Annotated in this window: 17 protein-coding genes and 1 pseudogene; 13 read left to right on the forward strand and 5 right to left on the reverse strand. The window is 60.3% G+C overall.

Translation table 11 applies throughout. The features are described from left to right. The 3 genes from gspM to BRAS3843_RS08225 form a co-directional block, all read left to right on the forward strand. Positions 1-679 (forward strand): type II secretion system protein GspM (gspM, locus tag BRAS3843_RS08215; protein ID WP_244425171.1); only part of this gene is annotated, 679 nt, incomplete at its 5' end. Beyond that, entirely contained in the window at positions 676-1,176 is a 501-nt protein-coding gene (locus tag BRAS3843_RS08220; RefSeq protein WP_008968357.1) for a hypothetical protein, read from the forward strand. The genes gspM and BRAS3843_RS08220, both read left to right, overlap by 4 nt. Before the next feature lie 365 nt (positions 1,177-1,541). Next, on the forward strand, positions 1,542-2,735 hold the full coding sequence (locus BRAS3843_RS08225; protein WP_008968358.1) for a glycosyl hydrolase family 28-related protein: 1,194 nt from the start codon (positions 1,542-1,544) through the stop codon (positions 2,733-2,735). A gap of 297 nt (positions 2,736-3,032) precedes the next feature. Here BRAS3843_RS08225 and BRAS3843_RS08230 read toward each other — a convergent pair whose 3' ends face one another. The 4 genes from BRAS3843_RS08230 to BRAS3843_RS08245 all read right to left on the reverse strand — a co-directional run bounded on the left by BRAS3843_RS08230 (position 3,033) and on the right by BRAS3843_RS08245 (position 7,015). Further along, a complete protein-coding gene (locus tag BRAS3843_RS08230) occupies positions 3,033-3,959 on the reverse strand; it encodes a hypothetical protein (RefSeq protein WP_035981134.1) in 927 nt (308 codons plus the stop codon). 1,231 nt (positions 3,960-5,190) lie between these two features. After that, entirely contained in the window at positions 5,191-5,532 is a 342-nt protein-coding gene (locus BRAS3843_RS42080) for a hypothetical protein (RefSeq protein ID WP_244425173.1), read from the reverse strand. After that, complete coding sequence (locus tag BRAS3843_RS42085) at positions 5,529-5,903, reverse strand: hypothetical protein (RefSeq protein WP_008968363.1); 375 nt, start codon at positions 5,901-5,903, stop codon at positions 5,529-5,531. Before BRAS3843_RS42085 ends, BRAS3843_RS42080 begins: the two co-directional genes overlap by 4 nt. 5 nt (positions 5,904-5,908) lie before the next feature. After that, the gene (locus BRAS3843_RS08245) at positions 5,909-7,015 is read right to left on the reverse strand and encodes an LLM class flavin-dependent oxidoreductase (RefSeq protein ID WP_008968364.1); all 1,107 of its coding nucleotides are present in this window, start codon (positions 7,013-7,015) and stop codon (positions 5,909-5,911) included. Positions 7,016-7,522: 507 nt separating this feature from the next. Here BRAS3843_RS08245 and BRAS3843_RS08250 point away from each other — a divergent pair. The 6 genes and pseudogenes from BRAS3843_RS08250 to BRAS3843_RS42095 all read left to right on the forward strand — a co-directional run. Continuing rightward, a complete protein-coding gene (locus tag BRAS3843_RS08250; protein ID WP_008968366.1) occupies positions 7,523-8,806 on the forward strand; it encodes an amino acid ABC transporter substrate-binding protein in 1,284 nt (427 codons plus the stop codon). Between the two features lie 144 nt (positions 8,807-8,950). Then, positions 8,951-9,799 (forward strand): branched-chain amino acid ABC transporter permease, encoded by an 849-nt coding sequence (locus tag BRAS3843_RS08255; protein WP_244425177.1) that lies wholly within the window; start codon positions 8,951-8,953, stop codon positions 9,797-9,799. Beyond that, a complete protein-coding gene (locus BRAS3843_RS08260; protein WP_008968368.1) occupies positions 9,796-10,755 on the forward strand; it encodes a branched-chain amino acid ABC transporter permease in 960 nt (319 codons plus the stop codon). The genes BRAS3843_RS08255 and BRAS3843_RS08260 overlap by 4 nt, the downstream gene beginning before the upstream one ends. Then, on the forward strand, positions 10,752-11,492 hold the full coding sequence (locus BRAS3843_RS08265; protein ID WP_008968369.1) for an ABC transporter ATP-binding protein: 741 nt from the start codon (positions 10,752-10,754) through the stop codon (positions 11,490-11,492). The genes BRAS3843_RS08260 and BRAS3843_RS08265 overlap by 4 nt, the downstream gene beginning before the upstream one ends. Then, entirely contained in the window at positions 11,410-12,219 is an 810-nt protein-coding gene (locus BRAS3843_RS08270; RefSeq protein WP_244425181.1) for an ABC transporter ATP-binding protein, read from the forward strand. The genes BRAS3843_RS08265 and BRAS3843_RS08270 overlap by 83 nt, the downstream gene beginning before the upstream one ends. Positions 12,220-12,882: 663 nt before the next feature. Beyond that, positions 12,883-13,044, forward strand: a pseudogene (locus tag BRAS3843_RS42095) (aliphatic sulfonates ABC transporter substrate-binding protein); the annotation flags it as partial. A 7-nt stretch (positions 13,045-13,051) separates the two neighbouring features. Here BRAS3843_RS42095 and dusA read toward each other — a convergent pair. Further along, entirely contained in the window at positions 13,052-14,053 is a 1,002-nt protein-coding gene (gene dusA / locus BRAS3843_RS08275) for a tRNA dihydrouridine(20/20a) synthase DusA (protein WP_008968371.1), read from the reverse strand. A 745-nt stretch (positions 14,054-14,798) separates the two neighbouring features. On the opposite strand from dusA, the gene BRAS3843_RS08280 reads away from it, so the two are divergent. The 4 genes from BRAS3843_RS08280 to BRAS3843_RS08295 are packed head-to-tail and all read left to right on the forward strand — an operon-like array spanning position 14,799 to position 18,847. Next, positions 14,799-15,890, forward strand: coding sequence for an ABC transporter substrate-binding protein (locus tag BRAS3843_RS08280; protein WP_008968374.1), 1,092 nt, complete (start codon positions 14,799-14,801; stop codon positions 15,888-15,890). Continuing rightward, a complete protein-coding gene (locus tag BRAS3843_RS08285) occupies positions 15,868-16,884 on the forward strand; it encodes an ABC transporter permease subunit (protein WP_008968375.1) in 1,017 nt (338 codons plus the stop codon). Before BRAS3843_RS08280 ends, BRAS3843_RS08285 begins: the two co-directional genes overlap by 23 nt. After that, positions 16,878-17,675 (forward strand): ABC transporter ATP-binding protein, encoded by a 798-nt coding sequence (locus tag BRAS3843_RS08290; protein WP_008968376.1) that lies wholly within the window; start codon positions 16,878-16,880, stop codon positions 17,673-17,675. Before BRAS3843_RS08285 ends, BRAS3843_RS08290 begins: the two co-directional genes overlap by 7 nt. Beyond that, the gene (locus BRAS3843_RS08295; protein ID WP_008968377.1) at positions 17,669-18,847 is read left to right on the forward strand and encodes an acyl-CoA dehydrogenase family protein; all 1,179 of its coding nucleotides are present in this window, start codon (positions 17,669-17,671) and stop codon (positions 18,845-18,847) included. The genes BRAS3843_RS08290 and BRAS3843_RS08295 overlap by 7 nt, the downstream gene beginning before the upstream one ends. Positions 18,848-18,871: the final 24 nt, after the last annotated feature.

Raw genomic sequence — 18,871 nt, forward strand, 5'->3', positions numbered from 1 at the left:
CGTCGGCAGTAGCCTTCGATGCGAACGAGGGCCGCGAGCGCTTCGCGTTGCAGGTAAAGGTGCGATCTCCTGCCGATATCAAGGAGGTGGCGCGATGAAGCCGTTACCGCAGATCGATACGCGGCTGCGACGCCGGATGCTGTTCATTCTCGGTAATCTGGCAATTCTAATCGTGATCATTGGCGGCATCGTGATGCCCATTCAGGCCCTGTTCGTCGATCGTGACGCGCAGATCGCGGATCAAGCGCGGGTCCTTGCGCATCTCCAGGCCATCGTCGCCCAGGCATCGCGCATCGAATCCTTCGTGTCCGACACCAACGCGCAATTGCGAAGCGGAGAATTCCTCGCTGGCGTCAACGAGAATGTCATTGGAGCCGATCTGCAGACCAGGCTCAAATCGATGACCGAAGCGACCGGCGCACGATCCCGGTCTGTTCAGACGTTGCCGGCGCGGACGATCGACCAGATCAAATTCAGCGGCGTACGAATCGATCTGACCGCGCCTTTGCCAGCCTTGATGCGCACGGTCCATGCGATTGAAAGTTCCAAGCCATATCTCTTCATCGTGGCTGCAAGCTTGAAGAGCTCGCCACTCGGTCTGCCAAGCAAAGCCGAGGAGCCGGTGCTTCAGGCGCAGCTGGATGTTTACGGCGCGACGCTCGTCGGGGGCCAACCATGAGGAGGCGCATTGCTCCGATCACCGCAATCGCCCTAGTTGCGACGGGCTGTCTCAACCTGCTTTTGGTCTTGGAGATCGTAAGGTTCGTTCTGTCCAATGACATGATGATCAGCGGTCGTTCCACCTGGGATGCCGGACTGTCGTCGATCGCCGATGCGATCGGCCGTAAGCCACTCGAGGCTTACGCGCAGATTCTGGTCCATCCGGTCTTCTTCAAGTCGCGTGAACCGTTCGTTGCCCCTCCGCCGGCGCCACCTCAACCTCCACCCCAGATACAATCACTGGTTGCGGTGAGCGATCCCGGTTTGATTGTTGAAGGTGTGATGATCAAAGCCGGCCTGAGCAGGGCCTTTCTGTTGAGCAAGGGCGGGGCGAATGGAGCCTGGGTGAGTGAAGGAGAGGCTTTCCAGGGCTGGCAAGTCAAATCGATTGATAGGACCGGTGTGAAATTGGAGCAGAGCGGACGGCCCCTCGAATTGCAGCTCTATCCTAAGTAACGCCTGATCTCCGTCTGATGTGGTGGCTAGTTACGCAGGACGCTCGGACTGCGCAAATGCGGTGTCTATTTTAAGTTGTTGACAAGTTGCTCGTCTATTGAAGGTACATATTGCTGCTCGATAGTGTCCGCGGACACCGGGAAGAGAAGACGCCGTGCAGCTCAGTTTGCGACCACCAACGTCGGAGCTCGGGACGAGGAGATGTGCCAAGAAACTTGGGACCGGAAATTCTCGCGCCATCGCCGTCGCACCGAAACAGCAAGTGGGCAGCCGGGCCGCTTGGTTCATCATCTAGCGGACCTGTTTAGCAGCCGGTCGTTGAGTGAAGTCGGAGACGTTGCCGTAAATTTGAAAGCGAGGGGACAATGGGTAAACTGTTAGGATTCGTATTGTTGGCTGTGGCAATTGGCGTGGCTGATCCTGCATCAGCATATGTCAATGCGCGCGATCTGGGTGCATTGGGAAATGGTTCAGCGGACGATACTCAGGCGCTGCAGAATTGCATCAATCAGGCGCAGACGCTCAGGACGTCCTGCTACATTCCTGGCGGTCAATACGTGATTTCGAGCACCTTGTCGATCTCGTCCAGAGTGGCTGTTTACGGAGACGGAATTCAGGGAACGCAAAATTATTGTTATTTCGATCAAGGCTGTCTCTATTTGGATGCCGGAACGACAAGCAGGACGACCACCATTCTTCCATCGGCTGGAATCCACGGCATATATGCGACAACGAATGATGCCATTCAAATTCGGGATTTGCAGATCGTTTATCTGAACCATCCCGCTCCCTACACGGGCATCTCCGGTATAGCGTTTACCGGGACGGGGGGGAATGGACTTTGTTCCAACTCGCGCATCTCGAACGTTCTGATCTCGGGAAGCGATCGTGGGATCAGCATAGGAAACTGCGTTGAATGGTGGGTCTCCTCGAGCAAATTTTATGACCTGCAGACGTATTCGATCGTTTTCGGCAATTCCGCTGGCGTTCAATACGGCGATTGGGAGATCAACGACAATACGTTTATTTCAGGCTCGACGAGTCCATTTTCGCATCTGTTGATCTCTTCTGGAGGCGGAGGTCGGATCGTCGGCAATAAATTCAACACGGCTGGAAGTGCCAACTCGAGCCAGACCACGGGCATTTACGTCAACCCGCAACTGAACAATACGTCGGTCGAGCCACTCACCATCGTTGGGAATAGCTGTGAGGGGCTGAACGCCTGCATCAGATATACGAATTCGTGTCCGACGCCTTCCTCTTGTACGACAACCCAAGGCGTTATCACCGGCAATCAGATATGGGACAACTTTGATGTCGTTGTTGATTCGAATGGCGCTGGCGCCTGGGTATCGGGGCTGGTCATCAGTGGCAATCTGATGAACGTGAATGGCGGAAGCGGCGCGTCGAATATCAACATCAGTTCTGCGTCAAACGTCAACATCGTGGGCAATCTCTTCGGCAATACGACGGGCCAGGGATCCACGGCCATCGTGCTTGGCGCCGGCACGTCGAACATCGGCAACAGCGGCAACTTGAAATCGGGAAATACGCAGTAAATGGCCTGCTTGCCATCGGCTCCCGCAACCTTCGCGTTCGCTCCTCGGCGTCGATAAAATAGGTATGCAATCGATCGGTCCGTCTTAAGACAGCCGGAGCGGTCGGACAGCTTGTTGGGCGCAGACGTGGTGTTGAGAAGATTGCCCCCGGGTTGAGGCTTGCGCGCAAGGAATTTACTTCGCAGTTCTGGCTGGCTTCCAACCGTACCAGCGGAACCGATATTTCTCCGGTACCAATCTTCTGAACCAGCTCGTCGTAAGCCACATTACCTGAAGCACAAATGGGTGCGCCAAGGCTTACGACAAGGCCAGAGAAGGTCCGTCGCTTGAGCCGACATCGGGTACGTTGCCTTGTGGGTCCCAATGGAGGCCATCGAGGCTTGAGGAGAAATAGAGTCCGGAGTCACCCGGTATGCCTTTCCACGCCATAAAGAGCCGGTCATTGAAGACGGTAAGAGCCGGGCTATGACTTGTGCCCACGCCGGAGATGCGCTGCTGTGGCGTCCAGTTCAGTCCGTCGTCCGTCGACGAGGCATGATAGAGCCCTGAATCTCCTTCGATACCTTTCCAAACCATATGCAATGCGCCCTTGAAGAAAGCGAGGGCAGGTCCGGTGCTCGTTCCGACGTTCGGCACCCGATGCTGCGGCCGCCAGCTGGAGTCGCCCTGATTGATCGAACAGTAGATCCCTGAATCACCCCTAATTCCCTTCCAGGCCATGTAGAGTTTTGGGAAGCGATAGGCGAGGGCAGGCTTGTCACTCGTGCCAACACCGCGCACGTTCTGTTGCGGAGCCCAGCCCTCCAGACCGTGAAAAAGATTGTTGAACGACCAATAGATGCCGGAGTCGCCTTCGATGCCTTTCCAGGCCATGTAAATATATTGATTGGGCTGCGGGGCGAGAGCCAGGCCATGACTGGTCCCGATGTGAGGTACGTCGGCTTGGCTTCCGAGGTCCCGTGACCAATAAATCCCCTGATCGTGAGGGATGCCTTTCCAAGCCATGAACAGTTCCGTTCGTGGGATCGGCACCACATCGCCGAAAAAGGATGTAATGGCCGGACTTGCGCTCGTGCCAACCCCATTGATCTTGTTTTGAGGGCCCCAGGCCGGCCGTCCCTGGCTGTCGAAAAAGAAGGTCGCGTGGTAAATGCCTGAATCCCCCGAGACTCCCTTCCACACCATATGTACCAATTGCGCCACGGCCTTCTCCTTGGCTGACATCAAAAGAACTGCGGAAACAATAGGAATGCGAATGCACTTGTGCCTCCACAGTGTGTCTCACCAACCGCGGTCGAGGTTCTAAGGTTGTGAGATGTTGTCACACCTAATGGAGCGAAGCCCGCTTGGCAGCGGGTGCGCGTCAAGGCGCGGGTCGAAGGACTTCCGTTTCCACGACCACTGGCATGATTTTGGCAACGCAGCCACCGTATAGCGTCCATCACGTCTTGCTACTGTCCCAAAAACGCCTCGCCGTGTTCTTGAGTTCATTCGAGCTGCTCCCAGCAAGGGATGACATCTTCGTTGCGCAGTTGAGATAGCGACGGAGGGGCGCCTTTTCTCTCGGCCAATCTCTCACTGCCCCTCGCAGCCATTCGGAGGAACGTAACGTTCGGAGAGATGTCGTGCACGAGTGCGACATCCAACGATCGACACTGAGTTGTTAGTAGACGAGATACAAAGATCCCAATGATTTGAGCCAGATGACTTGTCGATTTGCGCCGGGCAAGAACCAGGTGCGGCGCCGCTGATGAAAGCTGAACAGGAGGCTTCGGCAACTAGGCCGTTGTGTTCACCATTCACGCGTCCGTAACGCCCGAGCGGGCGACCCAGCATAGGTTGCAATAGCTTCGTCGAGAGCTGTTCTACCGGTCGGTTTTGCCAGCCAGGTCGGAGTTCGGCTTCTTTCAGGGCAGTGATCGCAAGATGGTCGTGAGCCGGCGGGATGTTCTTGATTGCCCCTGCGGTTACAGCGTATCCGGTTGCCGCCGCTTCGTCTGGCTCACGCTCGGTCTGCTCTGCCAGTCATCCGTGGGCTCGTTGACGGTATCTTTGATCCAGGTTAAGGCGCGCTGGATCAACCGCACCCCGATCGAAGTCGGCCTAAGGCCAGTTGCAATCCCTTGAGGGCGACCTCTTCATAGAATGGCGAAAGCGAACGGTTGTGGAGCAATTGTTCGGCCTTTTCGGCCGCTTCCATGGTGCCTCTGGTGCGACTTCTAAATGATTGATTTTAAAAGTAAAACGGAAGAATCAATGCGATGGCGCTTTTCCGTGGCGCCCATGATAGATTGGAGCGAGAGTTTAAGGTTTTCAACTGGTTAGAAGCCAGCGTGTGCACGATGTGTGCACTGGGAGATCAAAGAAGGTCTCGGCGCAGCCAGTTTGAAGATGAGCTCGCAGCGTTCGTCGCGCATGCCTATCTCGGATCTGAGCCGGTCCAATTCAACTAGCGCTATTTCGTCGCCATCTCGGCGCGGTACCAGTCGCCAATTTCACTTGCGGTCATCAGGGCTACGCCATCATGGCAGATGACATGGTCGAGCAGCGCCTCCAGATATTTGATCCGGTGTGGGACGCCGGTGATGTAAGGATGGACCGAGATCGCCATCACCCGTGCATTGTCGGCGCCTCCGAGATAAAGGCGACCGAAATGGTCGGTGCAGCGCTTCAAAAACTGCTCGGACGGCAAATGCTGTGGCGCATGGATGACAATGTCGTTGGTCTCCACCGAAGAGGGGATGCTGGTTATGGTGCCGTGGGGGGTGGTGATATCCTGCGGCAGATCGTCGATCACGCAGTCCGCGACATGTTCGATGCCGTTAAGGCGGAGCAGGTCGAGCGTTGCCTCGGTTTCAATGGGCCTGGGCTCTCCCATGCGCGCGGCGGCTTGCCGGCGAACTTGATGATGTCGACTGCACGCTTGATCGCGTCGGCCTGATCGTCGAGCTTGTGCTTCGGCCTCCTGCAGGAAGCCATGGCCCATAAACTCCAAGCCTGCTTCCAGCGCGGCGGCGGTGGTGACAGTACAAGTACGAGGTATGGGGTTTCGATCCGCCATTCCTCGACATTGAGGATGACCCAGACGGCGAGCCGCTTGCCGCCGGGCAACTTGAGTTTCGGGCGATCGACCTGCGCCAGATAGGGGATGCGATCGGTGAGAGTCATTGGGCTCAACCTGCGGCATCGCGGCTTCGGGCACAGGCGGCGTTGACGCGCGGCATAACTTGCTCTGCCATCAGGATCATGGAGCGGCGGCCGAGCTCGCGGTCGCGCCAGTCCTTGCCGGCGTAAAGGAGCGTGCCGAAGCTGCCGACTTCTTCCTGGAAAGCCAGCAATCGATCAGCGACGCTCTCCGGTGTGCCGTAGATAATGAGTTTTTCGCAGATGCTCTCCAGCGTCACCTCATCGTCGGGCTGGTCGCGCCGGGTCTTGAATAGCTCGATGCGCCCATTTCGCTTCAGCTTGGTGAAGAGCGAGCGATAGTAATAGACGTAAGGTCCGTTCGGATCGGTGGCATACGCCTTGGCGGTCGCGACGTCCTTGGCGACGAAGACGCTCTTGGCCACGCGCCAGTTGGCGGGGTCGGCCGGACGGCCGACGCGCTCGCAGCCCTCGATATATTTCAGCCAGTGGCTCTTCACCCAGGCCGGCATCAGGAAGTTGGCGGAAATCGGTTCCCAGCCGCGTGCGGCCGCCTCGGTGACGCCTTTGGAGAAGGGGGCGACGGCAGTGACCACGATCGGCGGATGCGGACGCTGCAGCGGCTTTGCGATAAAGCCCTGGCCGATGTCCTCGATCAGGGTTTTTTCGATCGAGATGTTCCAGTATTTCCCCACGAGATTATAGGGCGGTTTGCTGCCCCAGATCGCCAGCACCTGGTTGATCGCCTCCAAAAACATCGCATTGCGATCGGCGTCGAGATTGCCGAACAGCTCCGCGTCCGACAACAGCCCCCCCGGGGAGATGCCGAAGATCAGCCGGCCGTCGAGCATGTGGTCGAGCATGGCGATGGAGGCGGCAATTGTAGCCGGATGGCTGTTCGGCATGTTAACCGTGCCGGTGCCGAGCTTGATCTGCTTGGTGGCGGCGGCAAGCCAGGCGATGAAAGCGATGCAGGACGTGATGTTTTCGGCGCGATCGGTGACGTGCTCGCCGACATAGGCTTCCGAAAATCCGAGCTCATCCGCCAGCAGGAAGGCTTCCCTGTCCTCCTGCAAGGATTGCCGCCAATCCTTGTCCAGGGGATGGATCGGCATCGTGAAAAACCCGAGTTTCATATTTCTGAGTCTCCCCGAACCATTCTTGTTTGGCGCGAGCGTGCGTCGGCAGCTCGAACAGGGCAAGTCCGAAAGTCGATAGGACTGCAAAATCAAGTAGCTTGACCTTTGAAAAGTCCGACCCTCTAATTCGTGAAAAGCAGAAGAGCAGGGCCGGGGAGGGACTTGCCTGAATGAAAGCCTCGGCTTTCGCATACGCGCGCGCGACCAGCGTTGCCAATGCGCTGGAGCTGTTTGCCGTCCACGGTGAGCGCGGTCGAGGGCGAAACGCTCGCATCGGGGCGCTGACCCGCCATGCTGACCCCCTGAAATCATCCGGCATTGTGAAATGCGCGCCGCTTCTCGCCGCCGCGGTGGCGCACATCGCGGACCCCCGCAATTCGCAACCGGGGGACCATTGGCGGCAGCCTTGCACAGGCCGATCCGGCATCCAAACTGCCCGCTTGTGTGCTGGCGCTGGGTGACAGGCGATCACGCGAACAACAATCAGCTAAGGGAGGACTTCCAATGTCGAAGAAGAGTATAAAGCCGAGATCGATTTCCCGCCGTCGTCTGCTGGCGACCGTTGGCGCGGCGCTTGCGGCTTCGCCGCTCGGCGCCAATCTGCTGCACGCGCAGCAGGCGCCCATCAAGATAGGCATGAGCATGCCGCAAACCGGCGGTCTTGCTGGCGGCGGCAAGGCGTCGCTGCTCGGCATCGAGATCTGGCGTGACGACGTCAACGCCAAAGGTGGGCTACTTGGCGGCCGCAAGGTCGAACTAGTGGTCTATGACGACAAGTCGAGCGCCTCGGAGACGCCAGCGATCTATTCGAAGCTGATCGATATCGACAAGGTCGACCTCTTGTTCGCGCCCTATGCGACGGTACCGACAGCGCCGATCATGCCGATGGTCAAACAGCGTGGGCTTCTGCTGATCGGCAACTTCTCTTTCCAGGTCAACAGCAAGGTCGGCCACGATATGTGGTTCAACAACGCGCCATGGGGACCGGCTGACAGCTGGGCGACCTCGTATCTCGATATCGGCCAGAAGGCCGGCGGCAGATCCATGGCGCTGCTTTCGGCCGATCAGGAATTCGCGCAGAATCTGGCGAAGACCGCGCGCGAGGTCGCGACCAAGCGCAACCTGCCGATCGTGTTCGACCAGGCCTATCCGCCTAACACGGTAGAGTTTTCCAGCATCATCCGCGCGCTCAAGGCAACCAAGCCCGACATCGTTTACGTCGCGTCCTATCCGCCGGACTCGACCGGCATTCTGCGCGCCGTCAACGAGATCGGCATTGGCGAAAGCGTCAAGGTTTTCGGCGGCGGCATGGTCGGCCTTCAGTTCGGCGCCGTGATGGAGAATATGGGCTCGCTGCTCAACGGCGTTGTCAACTTCAACACCTGGCTTCCTGAGAAGAGCATGTACTTTGAGGGAACCAAGGAGTTCTTCGACAAGTACACCAAGCGGGCTGTGGAAGCGAAGGTCGATCCGCTCGGCTACTATCTGGCGCCATTCGGCTATGCCAGCGGCCAGCTCACCGAGCGGGCCATCAGTGCCGTGGAATCGCTGGATCAAAGGGCACTCGCAAAATATCTGCGCGAAAACACGCACAAGACCATCGTCGGCCCGATCGCATTTTCGGCCGACGGCGAGCGTAAGGAAACGGCGGTGTTGCAGGCCCAGTTCCGGGGCGTCGTGGACAAGAACATCGAACAGTTTCGCAGCGCGGGCAAACAGGTGATCCTGTTCCCTGACAACCTGAAGTCCGGCGAGCTGGTGGCTCCGTTTGAGGCTGCGCGAACATGAGCCACATATCTCGAGACGGCTCACGAAAAAGGCGTCCCGGGCTGTAAGTTGGAATACTCCAGCGCGGGCCACTCGGGGACGCATCTCGAGCCGGGCCAAGGGGGACCTCAATTGTTTTCACTGGATCTGCTGCTCGATGCGGTGGTGATCGGGGTGCTGCTCGGCTGCTTTTACGGCGCGGTCAGCCTCGGGCTGTCCGTATCGTTCGGATTGCTCGATGTTCCCCATGTAGCGCATCCGGCGTTTCTGGTGCTGGCCTCCTACGCGGTGTATTTTCTCAACGAGAACTATGCGGTCGACCCGCTCGTCGCCGGGCTACTGATCACGCCGATATTCTTGCTGCTAGGGCTTGCGGTCTATCGCCTGTACTACGAGACGTTCGAGAAGCGAGGCAGCGACGCCAGCGTGCGCGGCATTGCCTTCTTCTTCGGCATCGCCTTCATCATCGAGGTGGTGATCATTCTGCAATTCGGCGTCGATCAACGCTCCGTCACCGCCACCTATATCGGCAAGGCATGGCGACTCGGTGATATCCGCATTCCGTACCGGCTTCTCGTTGCCTTCGCTGTCGCCACTGCACTGACCATGTTGCTCACGTTGTATCTATCGCGGACGTTCATGGGCCGCGCCATCCGCGCGGTGGCACAGGATCAGGAGGCGCTGCGGTTGATGGGCGCCAACCCGATCAAGGTCAAGCAGTGGGCCTTTGGCATCGCCACGGCCGTGCTCGGGATCGCTGGTGCGCTGCTCATCATCGTCGCTCCTGTCGATCCGACGCTCGACCGCGCCTATATCGGACGCACATTCTGCATCGTGGTGATGGCGGGGCTCGGCAGCCTCGGAGGCACACTCGTCGCCGCCATCATTCTGGGCGTTGCCGAGTCGATTGTCCTCACCCTGTTTGGCGCCTCCTGGGCTCCAGCGATTTCCTTTGCGATGTTGCTCGGCATTCTGGCCGTACGGCCACAGGGCCTATTTGGCAGGCGATCATGAAACGCGACGGCATTGCCTTCTGGACCGGAGCGGTCGTCTTTCTCGCTGCCGTTCTTGTGATGACCCAAGTCGTCGGTAACCAATATCCGTTCTTCGCCGGCTACGTCATCCTGCAATCCATCGCGCTCGCCGTCGCATGGAGTATCCTTGGCGGTTATGCGGGCTATGTGAATTTCGGCACCAGTGCGTTTTACGGCGTTGGTGTCTATGCCTCGGTCTTCCTGGTGAGTGCCTTTGGCGCGCCGCTTCCCGTGCAGATCCTGACCGGCGCCGCGATCGGCGCGGTCATGGGGCTTGCGCTCGGTCTTCTGACGCTTCGCATGCAGGGAATCTTCTTCTCGATCGCGACGATAGCGCTGACGATCGTAATCGAGACGACCGTCACGAACTGGCGATACGTCGGTGGAGCGGCGGGCATTCAGATCCAGCGGCCGGCGGTGACTCCACCGTTCGACAGCTATGTGCAGATGCTATTCTTCGTCCAGGCTGTCCTCGTGGTCCTCGCAGTTGCGATCTCGCGCTACATCCACAACTCGTGGATCGGCCGCGGCTTGCAGGCGCTCAGGGACGACGAACTTGCGGCCGAATGCACGGGCGTGCCGACCTTGCGGTTGAAGCTGCTCGCCTGCGTGATCTCAGGGGCGCTGATGTGCGCCGTCGGTGCCCCCGCTGCGATGTACTTGCAGTATGCGGACCCTGGGTCGGCGTTCAATCTCAACTACTCCGTCACGACGCTGGCGATGTCGCTGATCGGTGGAACCGCGCATTGGGCAGGGCCCATCATCGGTGCGATTCTGCTCGGTACGACGCAGCAGGTTCTGACGGTCACGATCTCGTCGGAAGTTAATTTGTTAGTGCTCGGCTTGATGCTGGTACTGTTCGTCGTGGGCGCCCCGGAGGGTATCGTCGGCCTGATCTACAAGCTACGCGGCAACCAAAAGGAGGGTGAGATATGACCCTCTCCGAGACCCAGTCGCCGCTGCTACGAATTTGTGCGCTCACGAAGCGCTTTGGCGGGTTCACAGCGCTCCACAGTGTCAGCGTCGATATTCGGCCCGGCGAGCGGTTCGGCCTGATCGGTCCCAACGGCTCGGGCAAGACTACACTGATCAACTGCATTTCCGGCGCGTTTCGAACCGAACCCGGCACCATCCTGTTTCGCGATGAGGACATTACGCGGCTCCAGCCGCACATGCGTACGCGCCGCGGCATTGCCCGCAGCTTCCAGATTCCGCGGCCGTTCCGGAGCATGACGGTTGCCGAAAATCTCATGGTCGCACTTGACTTCGCCGCAGGCGAGCACGTGTCTATGACGCAGCGCCGGGACACCATGATGTCGATCCTGGATCAAATGGGGCTTGGCTCGAAGGTCAACGCCTCCACCACACGGCTCAGTCAGGTGGAATTGCGCAAGATGGAGCTCGCGCGTGCGATGGCGACGCGCCCGAAGCTGCTGATTTCGGACGAGGCCATGGCAGGTCTTTCCAGCTCGGAAGTCGACGAGGTGCTGGACCTTTTGTTGAGCCTTGCAAGCCGGGACATCACCATCATCATGATCGAGCATATTATGCAGGCAGTGATGCGCTTCTCCGAGCGCGTCATGTGCCTTGATGCCGGCCGGATCATCGCAATCGGAACACCGTCCGAAGTCATGGCCGACAAACGGGTGCAGGAGGCCTACCTTGGCACTTAGCCTGGCCATCAATGACCTCGATGCGGGTTACGGCGCTGTGAAGGCGCTGCGCGGCGTTTCGCTCCATGTCGAGACCGGCGAAACCGTTGCCTTGCTCGGCACCAACGGCAACGGCAAGAGCACGCTGATGAAGTGCATCGCGGGCCTGGTGCGGCCGCAGCGTGGCGTCATCTCATTGACGATTGATGGAGCGACACACGATCTATCCCGTCTGTCGACCGAAAACATCGTCGACCTCGGCGTAGCGATGGTTCCAGAAGGCCGGCGGTTGTTCCCCCGGTTAACCGTGCTGGAGAACCTGATGCTCGGCGCGTTCCGCAAGGCTGCCCGGCGTAGTATCGACCGCAATCTGGCGGTCGCTTTCGAAACGTTTCCCGTCCTCAAGGAGCGGCAGGGGCAATTGGCTGGCACCATGTCGGGCGGGCAACAGCAGATGCTGGCGATTGCGCGCGCCCTGATGTCGTCACCACGCCTGTTATTGGTCGACGAACCTTCGGTGGGTCTCTCACCGCTCCTGGTCTCGCAAACGATCACCAAGATTGGCGAGCTCAATCAGCATCTCGGCCTGACGGTGCTGATGGCGGAGCAGAACTTCAATCAGGCGATCCGGATCGCCAGCCGCGGATATATCATTGTCCATGGTGAGATCGTCGTGTCAGCCGCGTCGGTCGACGAATTGCGGGGCAACGATATCGTCAAGCGGCTCTATCTTAGCGGTGCCGCGTGATTGCGTCCTGAATCACCGAATGTGCGGAGCGATCCGCCTGTCGGACTACGTCGTCACCACAAACTATTGACGACGAATTGTTTCATTGAGAGGGTCGGAGGCCAAGGGGCATCATTGTGCAATCGACTGGATTTACCAATCAGGCCACTTTACGCGCATGTTTCTATGTTCATCGGGCATCACTCTGGGCCAGCGGCGTCGCGGAGCATTTGGTAGACCGGAAGTTGACGCGCCAGCTAGGACGATGGCTGTTGCACTCGACAGATCGGATCGGGATATGGCCGAAAGCGACACATTCAACAGGACGAGTATAGCCGCAGAGCCACCGATCCGAAGTTGATCGGGAGTCCTCGACTGCTACCGCGCGTTTGTCTGATGGCTCTGTCGTGTTTCACGCGCATCACGCTCAACGACATGAACGTTGTTCGCCGAAGCCTCAATACAGACGACCGTTTCATTGACGTTGCGATGCCGATTTCTAGACTTGAATGCATCACAAGCTGCAGCGCCGATGCAGCGATCTTTCCGAGGACGATAATGACGAAACCGATGAATTCGACGCCGCCCAGCACATTGCGCAGACGTCGATTTGATCGGCGGATCCTGCCGCACCAGGATCGCCTGCGTCCTCGCATTTGACCCCATACTTGATCGGCGCGCCGGCTGCTGTCGGCCTACTAGGCCCCGCGCACGTCACCCATTGCCATCGACGACGACGTGGTGAAGGAGGTGCAGGCCGCCTCGGATTGCGTCACCCGCTACGGCATCTTTGCAAAGTCGCTCGATGTCAGGGATGCGACCGATCGCAGCTTCACCGCGCGATCGGATCGAATTAGGCATACGTCGCGACCGCCGCTGCCGCGCGCTCCTCGACCATCGCCACGGCCTCGCGCAACACCTCGATGCCGGCCTCCGGCTTCACGCCCCGCTCGGCGAGATGGCGTCGAAACGCACGCGCGCCGGGGACTGCGTGATAGGCCCCAACCAGATGGCGCGTGATGGAATGCAGCCTGATGCCGCGCGCGTGCTCCCGTGCAATATAAGGCTCGAGCGCGGCCAAGGCCTCCTTCATCGTCGCATGTTGTGGGGCTTCGCCGAACAGCTCGGGATCGACAGCGAGGAGGCGCCACGGGTCCTGATAGGCGGCGCGCCCGAGCATGACCCCGTCGATGTGAGCAAGATGCTGCTTCGCAGCCTCGATGCTCGGAATACCGCCATTGAGGATGATCGGCACATGCGGCAGCGCCGCCTTGAGCCGATACACGCGGTCATAGTCGAGCGGCGGGATGTCGCGGTTCTCCTTCGGCGACAGTCCGTCGAGCCAGGCCTTGCGTGCATGCACGATCAGCGCGTCGGTTCCGGCGTCGACCACAGCCTGCGCGAGCCGGTCCAGCGCAACCTCCGGGTCCTGGTCGTCGATGCCGATCCGGCACTTGACCGTCACCGGAATCTGCACCGCCCGCTTCATTGCCGCGACACAGTCACCGACCAGGTCAGGCTCCGCCATGAGGCAGGCGCCGAACCGGCCATCCTTCACGCGATCCGACGGACAGCCGACATTTAGATTGATTTCGTCATAACCGAAGTCCTCCCCGATCTTCGCCGAGGTCGCAAGATCGGCAGGCTCCGAACCGCCGAGCTGCAGCGCCACGGGATGCTCGCTCGCGTCGAAACCGAGCAGCCGCTTGCGGTCGCCATGAATGACCGCGCCGGTCGTGACCATCTCGGTATAGAGCAGCGCCCGACGCGACAACAACCGATGGAACACGCGGCAATGCCGGTCGGTCCAATCCATCATGGGCGCGGTGGCAAATTTCCAGAGCGAGCTATTCATACCGTTGATCTAGTTTTCTCCAATCAGCCCCCTAAATGACTGGACTGACTAGGAAAATCAAGTGCGCGGGAGTTTGATAATTTTCCTCTTCTCCGAAGCATATTCCTTTATTGCAAGCCAATGCCGAACTTGATGTCTCGGTGCACACATATCGCATACGAAATCCGGAGTGCATACGCGCCGCAGCCCTTGCTCAGCTTCTCTGACAATCGGCCCGCTGATGCCAGCCCTGTTCGTGGCGCGAGCGATATCAAGAAACGCCACGAATCTCTTACACAATCAACCAAAACGAGGAATTTCAAATTGGCAATCCAGTCAAGATTGATCCAGCCCATTGAGGGTCAAGCCCCATACACTACGACGAGAGCGCAGTTGAAGAAGCGCTTCAATACAGCATGAGGAGCATGATGAATTTGGATCACATAAGAGGCCAGTACGGTCTCCTTGCTCATTCGCGCGTCAAAGATGAGCGAGTCGCTGCGGCTGGCGCCTCTCGTCACTGCTGATTTCGGCAAAAAACCTTTCACTGCGGATATCGGCGCGCGTGGAGATATTCGTTCGCGTGCGCACGACATTCGAAAATCCATTTCATTGACGATTGCCGATCATCTCCGCATCATCGCTCCATCTTCGCGGTGCAAACCGCATCTAACTAACGAACCATTTGACGCGCTCCATTGGTGGCTGAGTGCGCAAACGCGATGCGTTTGCGCAGGCGGCGGAGCTTTGCAAGCAGGGGTAAGGGATGAGCGACGACGCGAAACACAGGAGATGGGATCGACGGTGGCTGCTGCAGGCCGGCGGCGCTGCCGCGCTGGCCGCGCCACTCGGCGGCCTCAGCGCCCAGGCGCTCTCGCTTCGGGCGGCACCGCAGATTGACTTCGCGCAGTTCCCGATCTGCAAGGCGTCTTCAAATGCGCCGCCGCTCACCGGTGCGCCGCGTAAGCTCCGGCTGTCGTGGAACGCGGGTGCGGTCTGCCTGACGCCGCTGCCAGTCGCGATCGACCAGGGCTTCTTCCGCAAGCAAAATCTCGACGTCGAGCTCGTCAACTACAGCGGCTCGACGGATCAGCTCCTCGAGGCGATCGCGACCGGCAAGAGCGACGCTGGCCTCGGCATGGCGTTGCGCTGGCTGAAGCCGCTGGAGCAGGGGTTCGATGTCAAGATTTCCGCCGGTACCCATGGCGGCTGCATGCGCGTGCTGGCACGCGCCGATTCCGGCATCAGCAAGCTTGCTGACCTGAAGGGCAAGGCCGTTGCGGTCGGCGATCTCGCCGGTCCGGACAAGAATTTCTTCTCGATCCAACTGTCGCGGCTCGGCGTCGATCCGGTGAAGGATGTCGACTGGCGGGTCTATCCCGGCGCCGTCGTCAATGTCGCGGCCGACAAGGGCGAGGTACAGGCCTTCCTCGCCTCTGACCCGCTCGCCTATCTCTGGCTGAAGGATCCCGCCTACAAGGAAGTCGCCTCCAATCTGGACGGTGAATACAGCAATCGGGTCTGCTGCATCGTGGGCTTACGCGGCAGCCTGGTGCGCGACGAACCGCAGGTCGGACGGGCGCTGACACAGGCGCTGCTCGATGCCGCGATGTTCACAGCGCAGAATCCGGCCGACGCCGCGAAATCGTTCCTGCCCTATGCGCCGAAACAGGCGAGCCTCGAAGATATCGAGGGCATGGTCCGTTACCATACCCACCATCATCATCCGACCGGCGCAGCGCTGAAGCAGGAGCTCAAAGCCTATGCTGACGATCTGAAGGTGGTGTTAGTGTTCAAGCCGAGCACCGATACCAGCAAGTTCGCGGAGCGCATCTATGTCGACATTTTCTCTGTCTGACGTCGCGGCGACCGGCGAGCCGTCGCGAGGCGGTGCATGGGTCGAACGGCTTCGGGGCGCGCTGCCTGGGCTTGGCGCGGCGCTTGCCTGGGCAGCGTTCGGTGTCTCCTGCCTGATCCGGGACGATGTCGGCGACTGGTCGCGGACGCAGGATGTCGCGATCGCGGCCTTTGTCATCGCCGCGCTGATCCTGCCAGGTACGCTGGCCACCGATCGTCTGGGCCAGACGGGGGCGTGGCTGCGCCAGCGCGCGCCATGGCTCGTCGTGCTCGGACTATTCCTCACTATGTGGGAGCTCGCGACCGCCAAATTCGCGCTGCTGCCGCTGCCGTTCTTCCCGCCGCCGCAGGCGATCGTCGAGGTCTATACTGACGATCTGCCCAAGTTGGCCGAAAGCATCTTCGCCTCGATCAAGCTGCAACTGGGCGGCTACATCATCGGTGCCACGCTCGGCTTCGTCACGGGCGTGGCGATCGGCTGGTCGACCAGCATCGGTTACTGGGTTCATCCGCTGCTGCGCTTCATCGGTCCGTTGCCGGCGACCGCTTGGCTGCCGATCGCGTTCTTCACGTTTCCGTCGAGTTGGAGCGCCTCGACCTTCCTGATCGCGCTGGCGACCGGTTTCCCTGTGACGGTCTTGACCTGGTCGGGCGTGGCGAGCGTCAGCTCGTCCTACTACGACGTGGCGCGGACGCTCGGCGCAAGATCCTCCTTCCTGGTCCTGAAGGTCGCGATCCCAGCCGCCCTGCCGCATGTGTTCGTCGGCTTGTTCATGGGCCTGGGCGCGTCATTTGCTGTGCTCGTGGTCGCCGAGATGATCGGAGTGAAGGCGGGTCTCGGCTGGTATCTGCAATGGGCGCAGGGCTGGGCAGCCTATGCCAACATGTATGCCGCGCTCCTGGTGATGTCGCTGCTCTGCTCCGGTGCAATCACGCTGCTGTTCAAGGTCCGCGACCGGGTTCTGGTATGGCAGAAGGGCACCGTCAAATGGTAGCGCAGGCGGCCGTGAAACCAATCGGCCATCCGGCAGTCGGCGCCTCGATCGACATCGGGCACGTCAGCCATGCTTTCGACATCGATGGCACCAAGCTCGAGGTGCTCGACGATGTCAGCCTCGCGGTCGAGCCCGGCGAATTCGTCGCGCTGCTCGGCCCATCCGGCTGCGGCAAATCGACTTTGCTGCGTCTGGTCGCTGGCCTCGAGCCGCCACGCAGTGGCGTCCTGCGCGAGGATGATATCCGCATCAAGGGCCCGCACCCCTCGCGTGTCGTCGTATTCCAGGATCCCACGCTGTTTCCCTGGCGCTCGGTCTGGGACAATGTCGCGCTGGGCCTGGAGGCGCAAGGCATCCTGAAGGCGCAGCGGCCGCGGATCGACGCCGCGCTGGAGCTCGTCGGGCTCTCCGCGTTCCGCAACGCCTATCCGCATCAGCTCTCCGGCGGCATGGCGCAACGGGTCGCGCTGGCCCGTGCGCTGGTCAACGATCCCAAGGTGCTGGTGCTCGACGAGCCGCTCGGCAAGCTCGATTCGCTGACGCGGATCGCGATGCAGGCGGAGCTGGTGGCGCTGTGGCAGCGCAAGGGATTCACGACCTTGCTTGTCACGCACGATGTGGAAGAGGCGCTGGTGCTCGCCAATCGCGTCGTCGTGCTGAGCGATCGCCCGGCGCGCATCAAGGCCGATATCGCGGTGGAGCGGCCCCATCCGCGGCACCGCGGCGACCCTTATCTGGCCGACCTGCGCCGGCAGATCCTCGGTCTGCTTGGATTGGAGGCGACATGGTAGCGGCGATGGAACGAACTGTACCACAGCCGGGGGCGGGCGAGGGTGAGCTGCTAGCGCGAGCGCGGAAGCTCACCCCACTGTTTGCCAAACGCGCAGTCGTGCACGACCGCGACGGCACGGTTGCCTTCGAGAATTTTCAGGACCTGTTCGACGCCGGCCTCTTGTCGCTGACAGTCCCGGTGACGCTGGGTGGCCACGGGGCGGGGGCGCGCACGACTTCGCGCATTCTCGGTACCGTCGCGCAGGCCGATGCCTCCACGGCGCTGATCCTGGCCATGCATTACATCCAGCATTTCGCGATGGCGCGCAGCACCGAGTACCCGCCGCGGCTTGCGCGCAAGCTCGCGCGCGAATCGGTGGAGGCAGGAGCGCTGATCAACGCACTGCGGGTCGAGCCGGCCCTCGGTTCTCCATCGCGCGGCGGTCTTCCCGAGACGGTCGCGCGGCGAACCGAGACCGGCTGGCGGCTGACCGGTCATAAGATCTATTCGACGGGTGCACCGATCCTGAAATGGTATTCGGTCTGGTCCCGCACGGACGAAGACGAGTCGCGTGTTGGGATGTTCCTGGTGCCCGCGGGGCTGCCAGGCACGCGCATCGTGGAGACCTGGGATCATCTCGGGCTGCGGGCGAGTGGCAGCCACGACGTGATTTTCGAGGACGTGGTGATCCCGCTCGACTATGAGATCGCGCTGCGCGAGCCAGAGTCTTGGCGCGTGCAGGATCCAACCCAGGCGCTGGTGCACGGCGTCTTCGTCGGCGCGATCTACGACGGCATCGCGCGTGCCGCGCGGGATTGGATCGTCGATTTCCTGAAGACGCGCACGCCGTCGAGCCTCGGCGCGCCGTTGGCTACGTTGCCGCGGGCGCAGGAGATCCTCGGCGGCATCGAGGCGAAGCTCCAGGTCAATGCGCGGCTGATCGACAGTGCGGCGCGCGACTTCGACGAAGGCATCGTTCCGGCCTCCGCCGAGTCCAACATCATCAAGCTGACCGTCACCAATAACGCCGTAGCTGCGGTGGAAGACGCGCTGTCGCTGTCGAGCAACCATGGGCTGAGCCGCAGCAATCCGCTGGAGCGGCATTATCGTGACGTGCTGTGCGGTCGGGTGCACACGCCGCAGGACGACGCGACCCGAATAGCCGCTGGTCGGCTGGCGCTCGGGCTCTAGTTTCAGGAAAGGAAAGACAACCCA

The organism is Bradyrhizobium sp. STM 3843 (assembly GCF_000239815.1).
Taxonomy (GTDB): domain Bacteria; phylum Pseudomonadota; class Alphaproteobacteria; order Rhizobiales; family Xanthobacteraceae; genus Bradyrhizobium.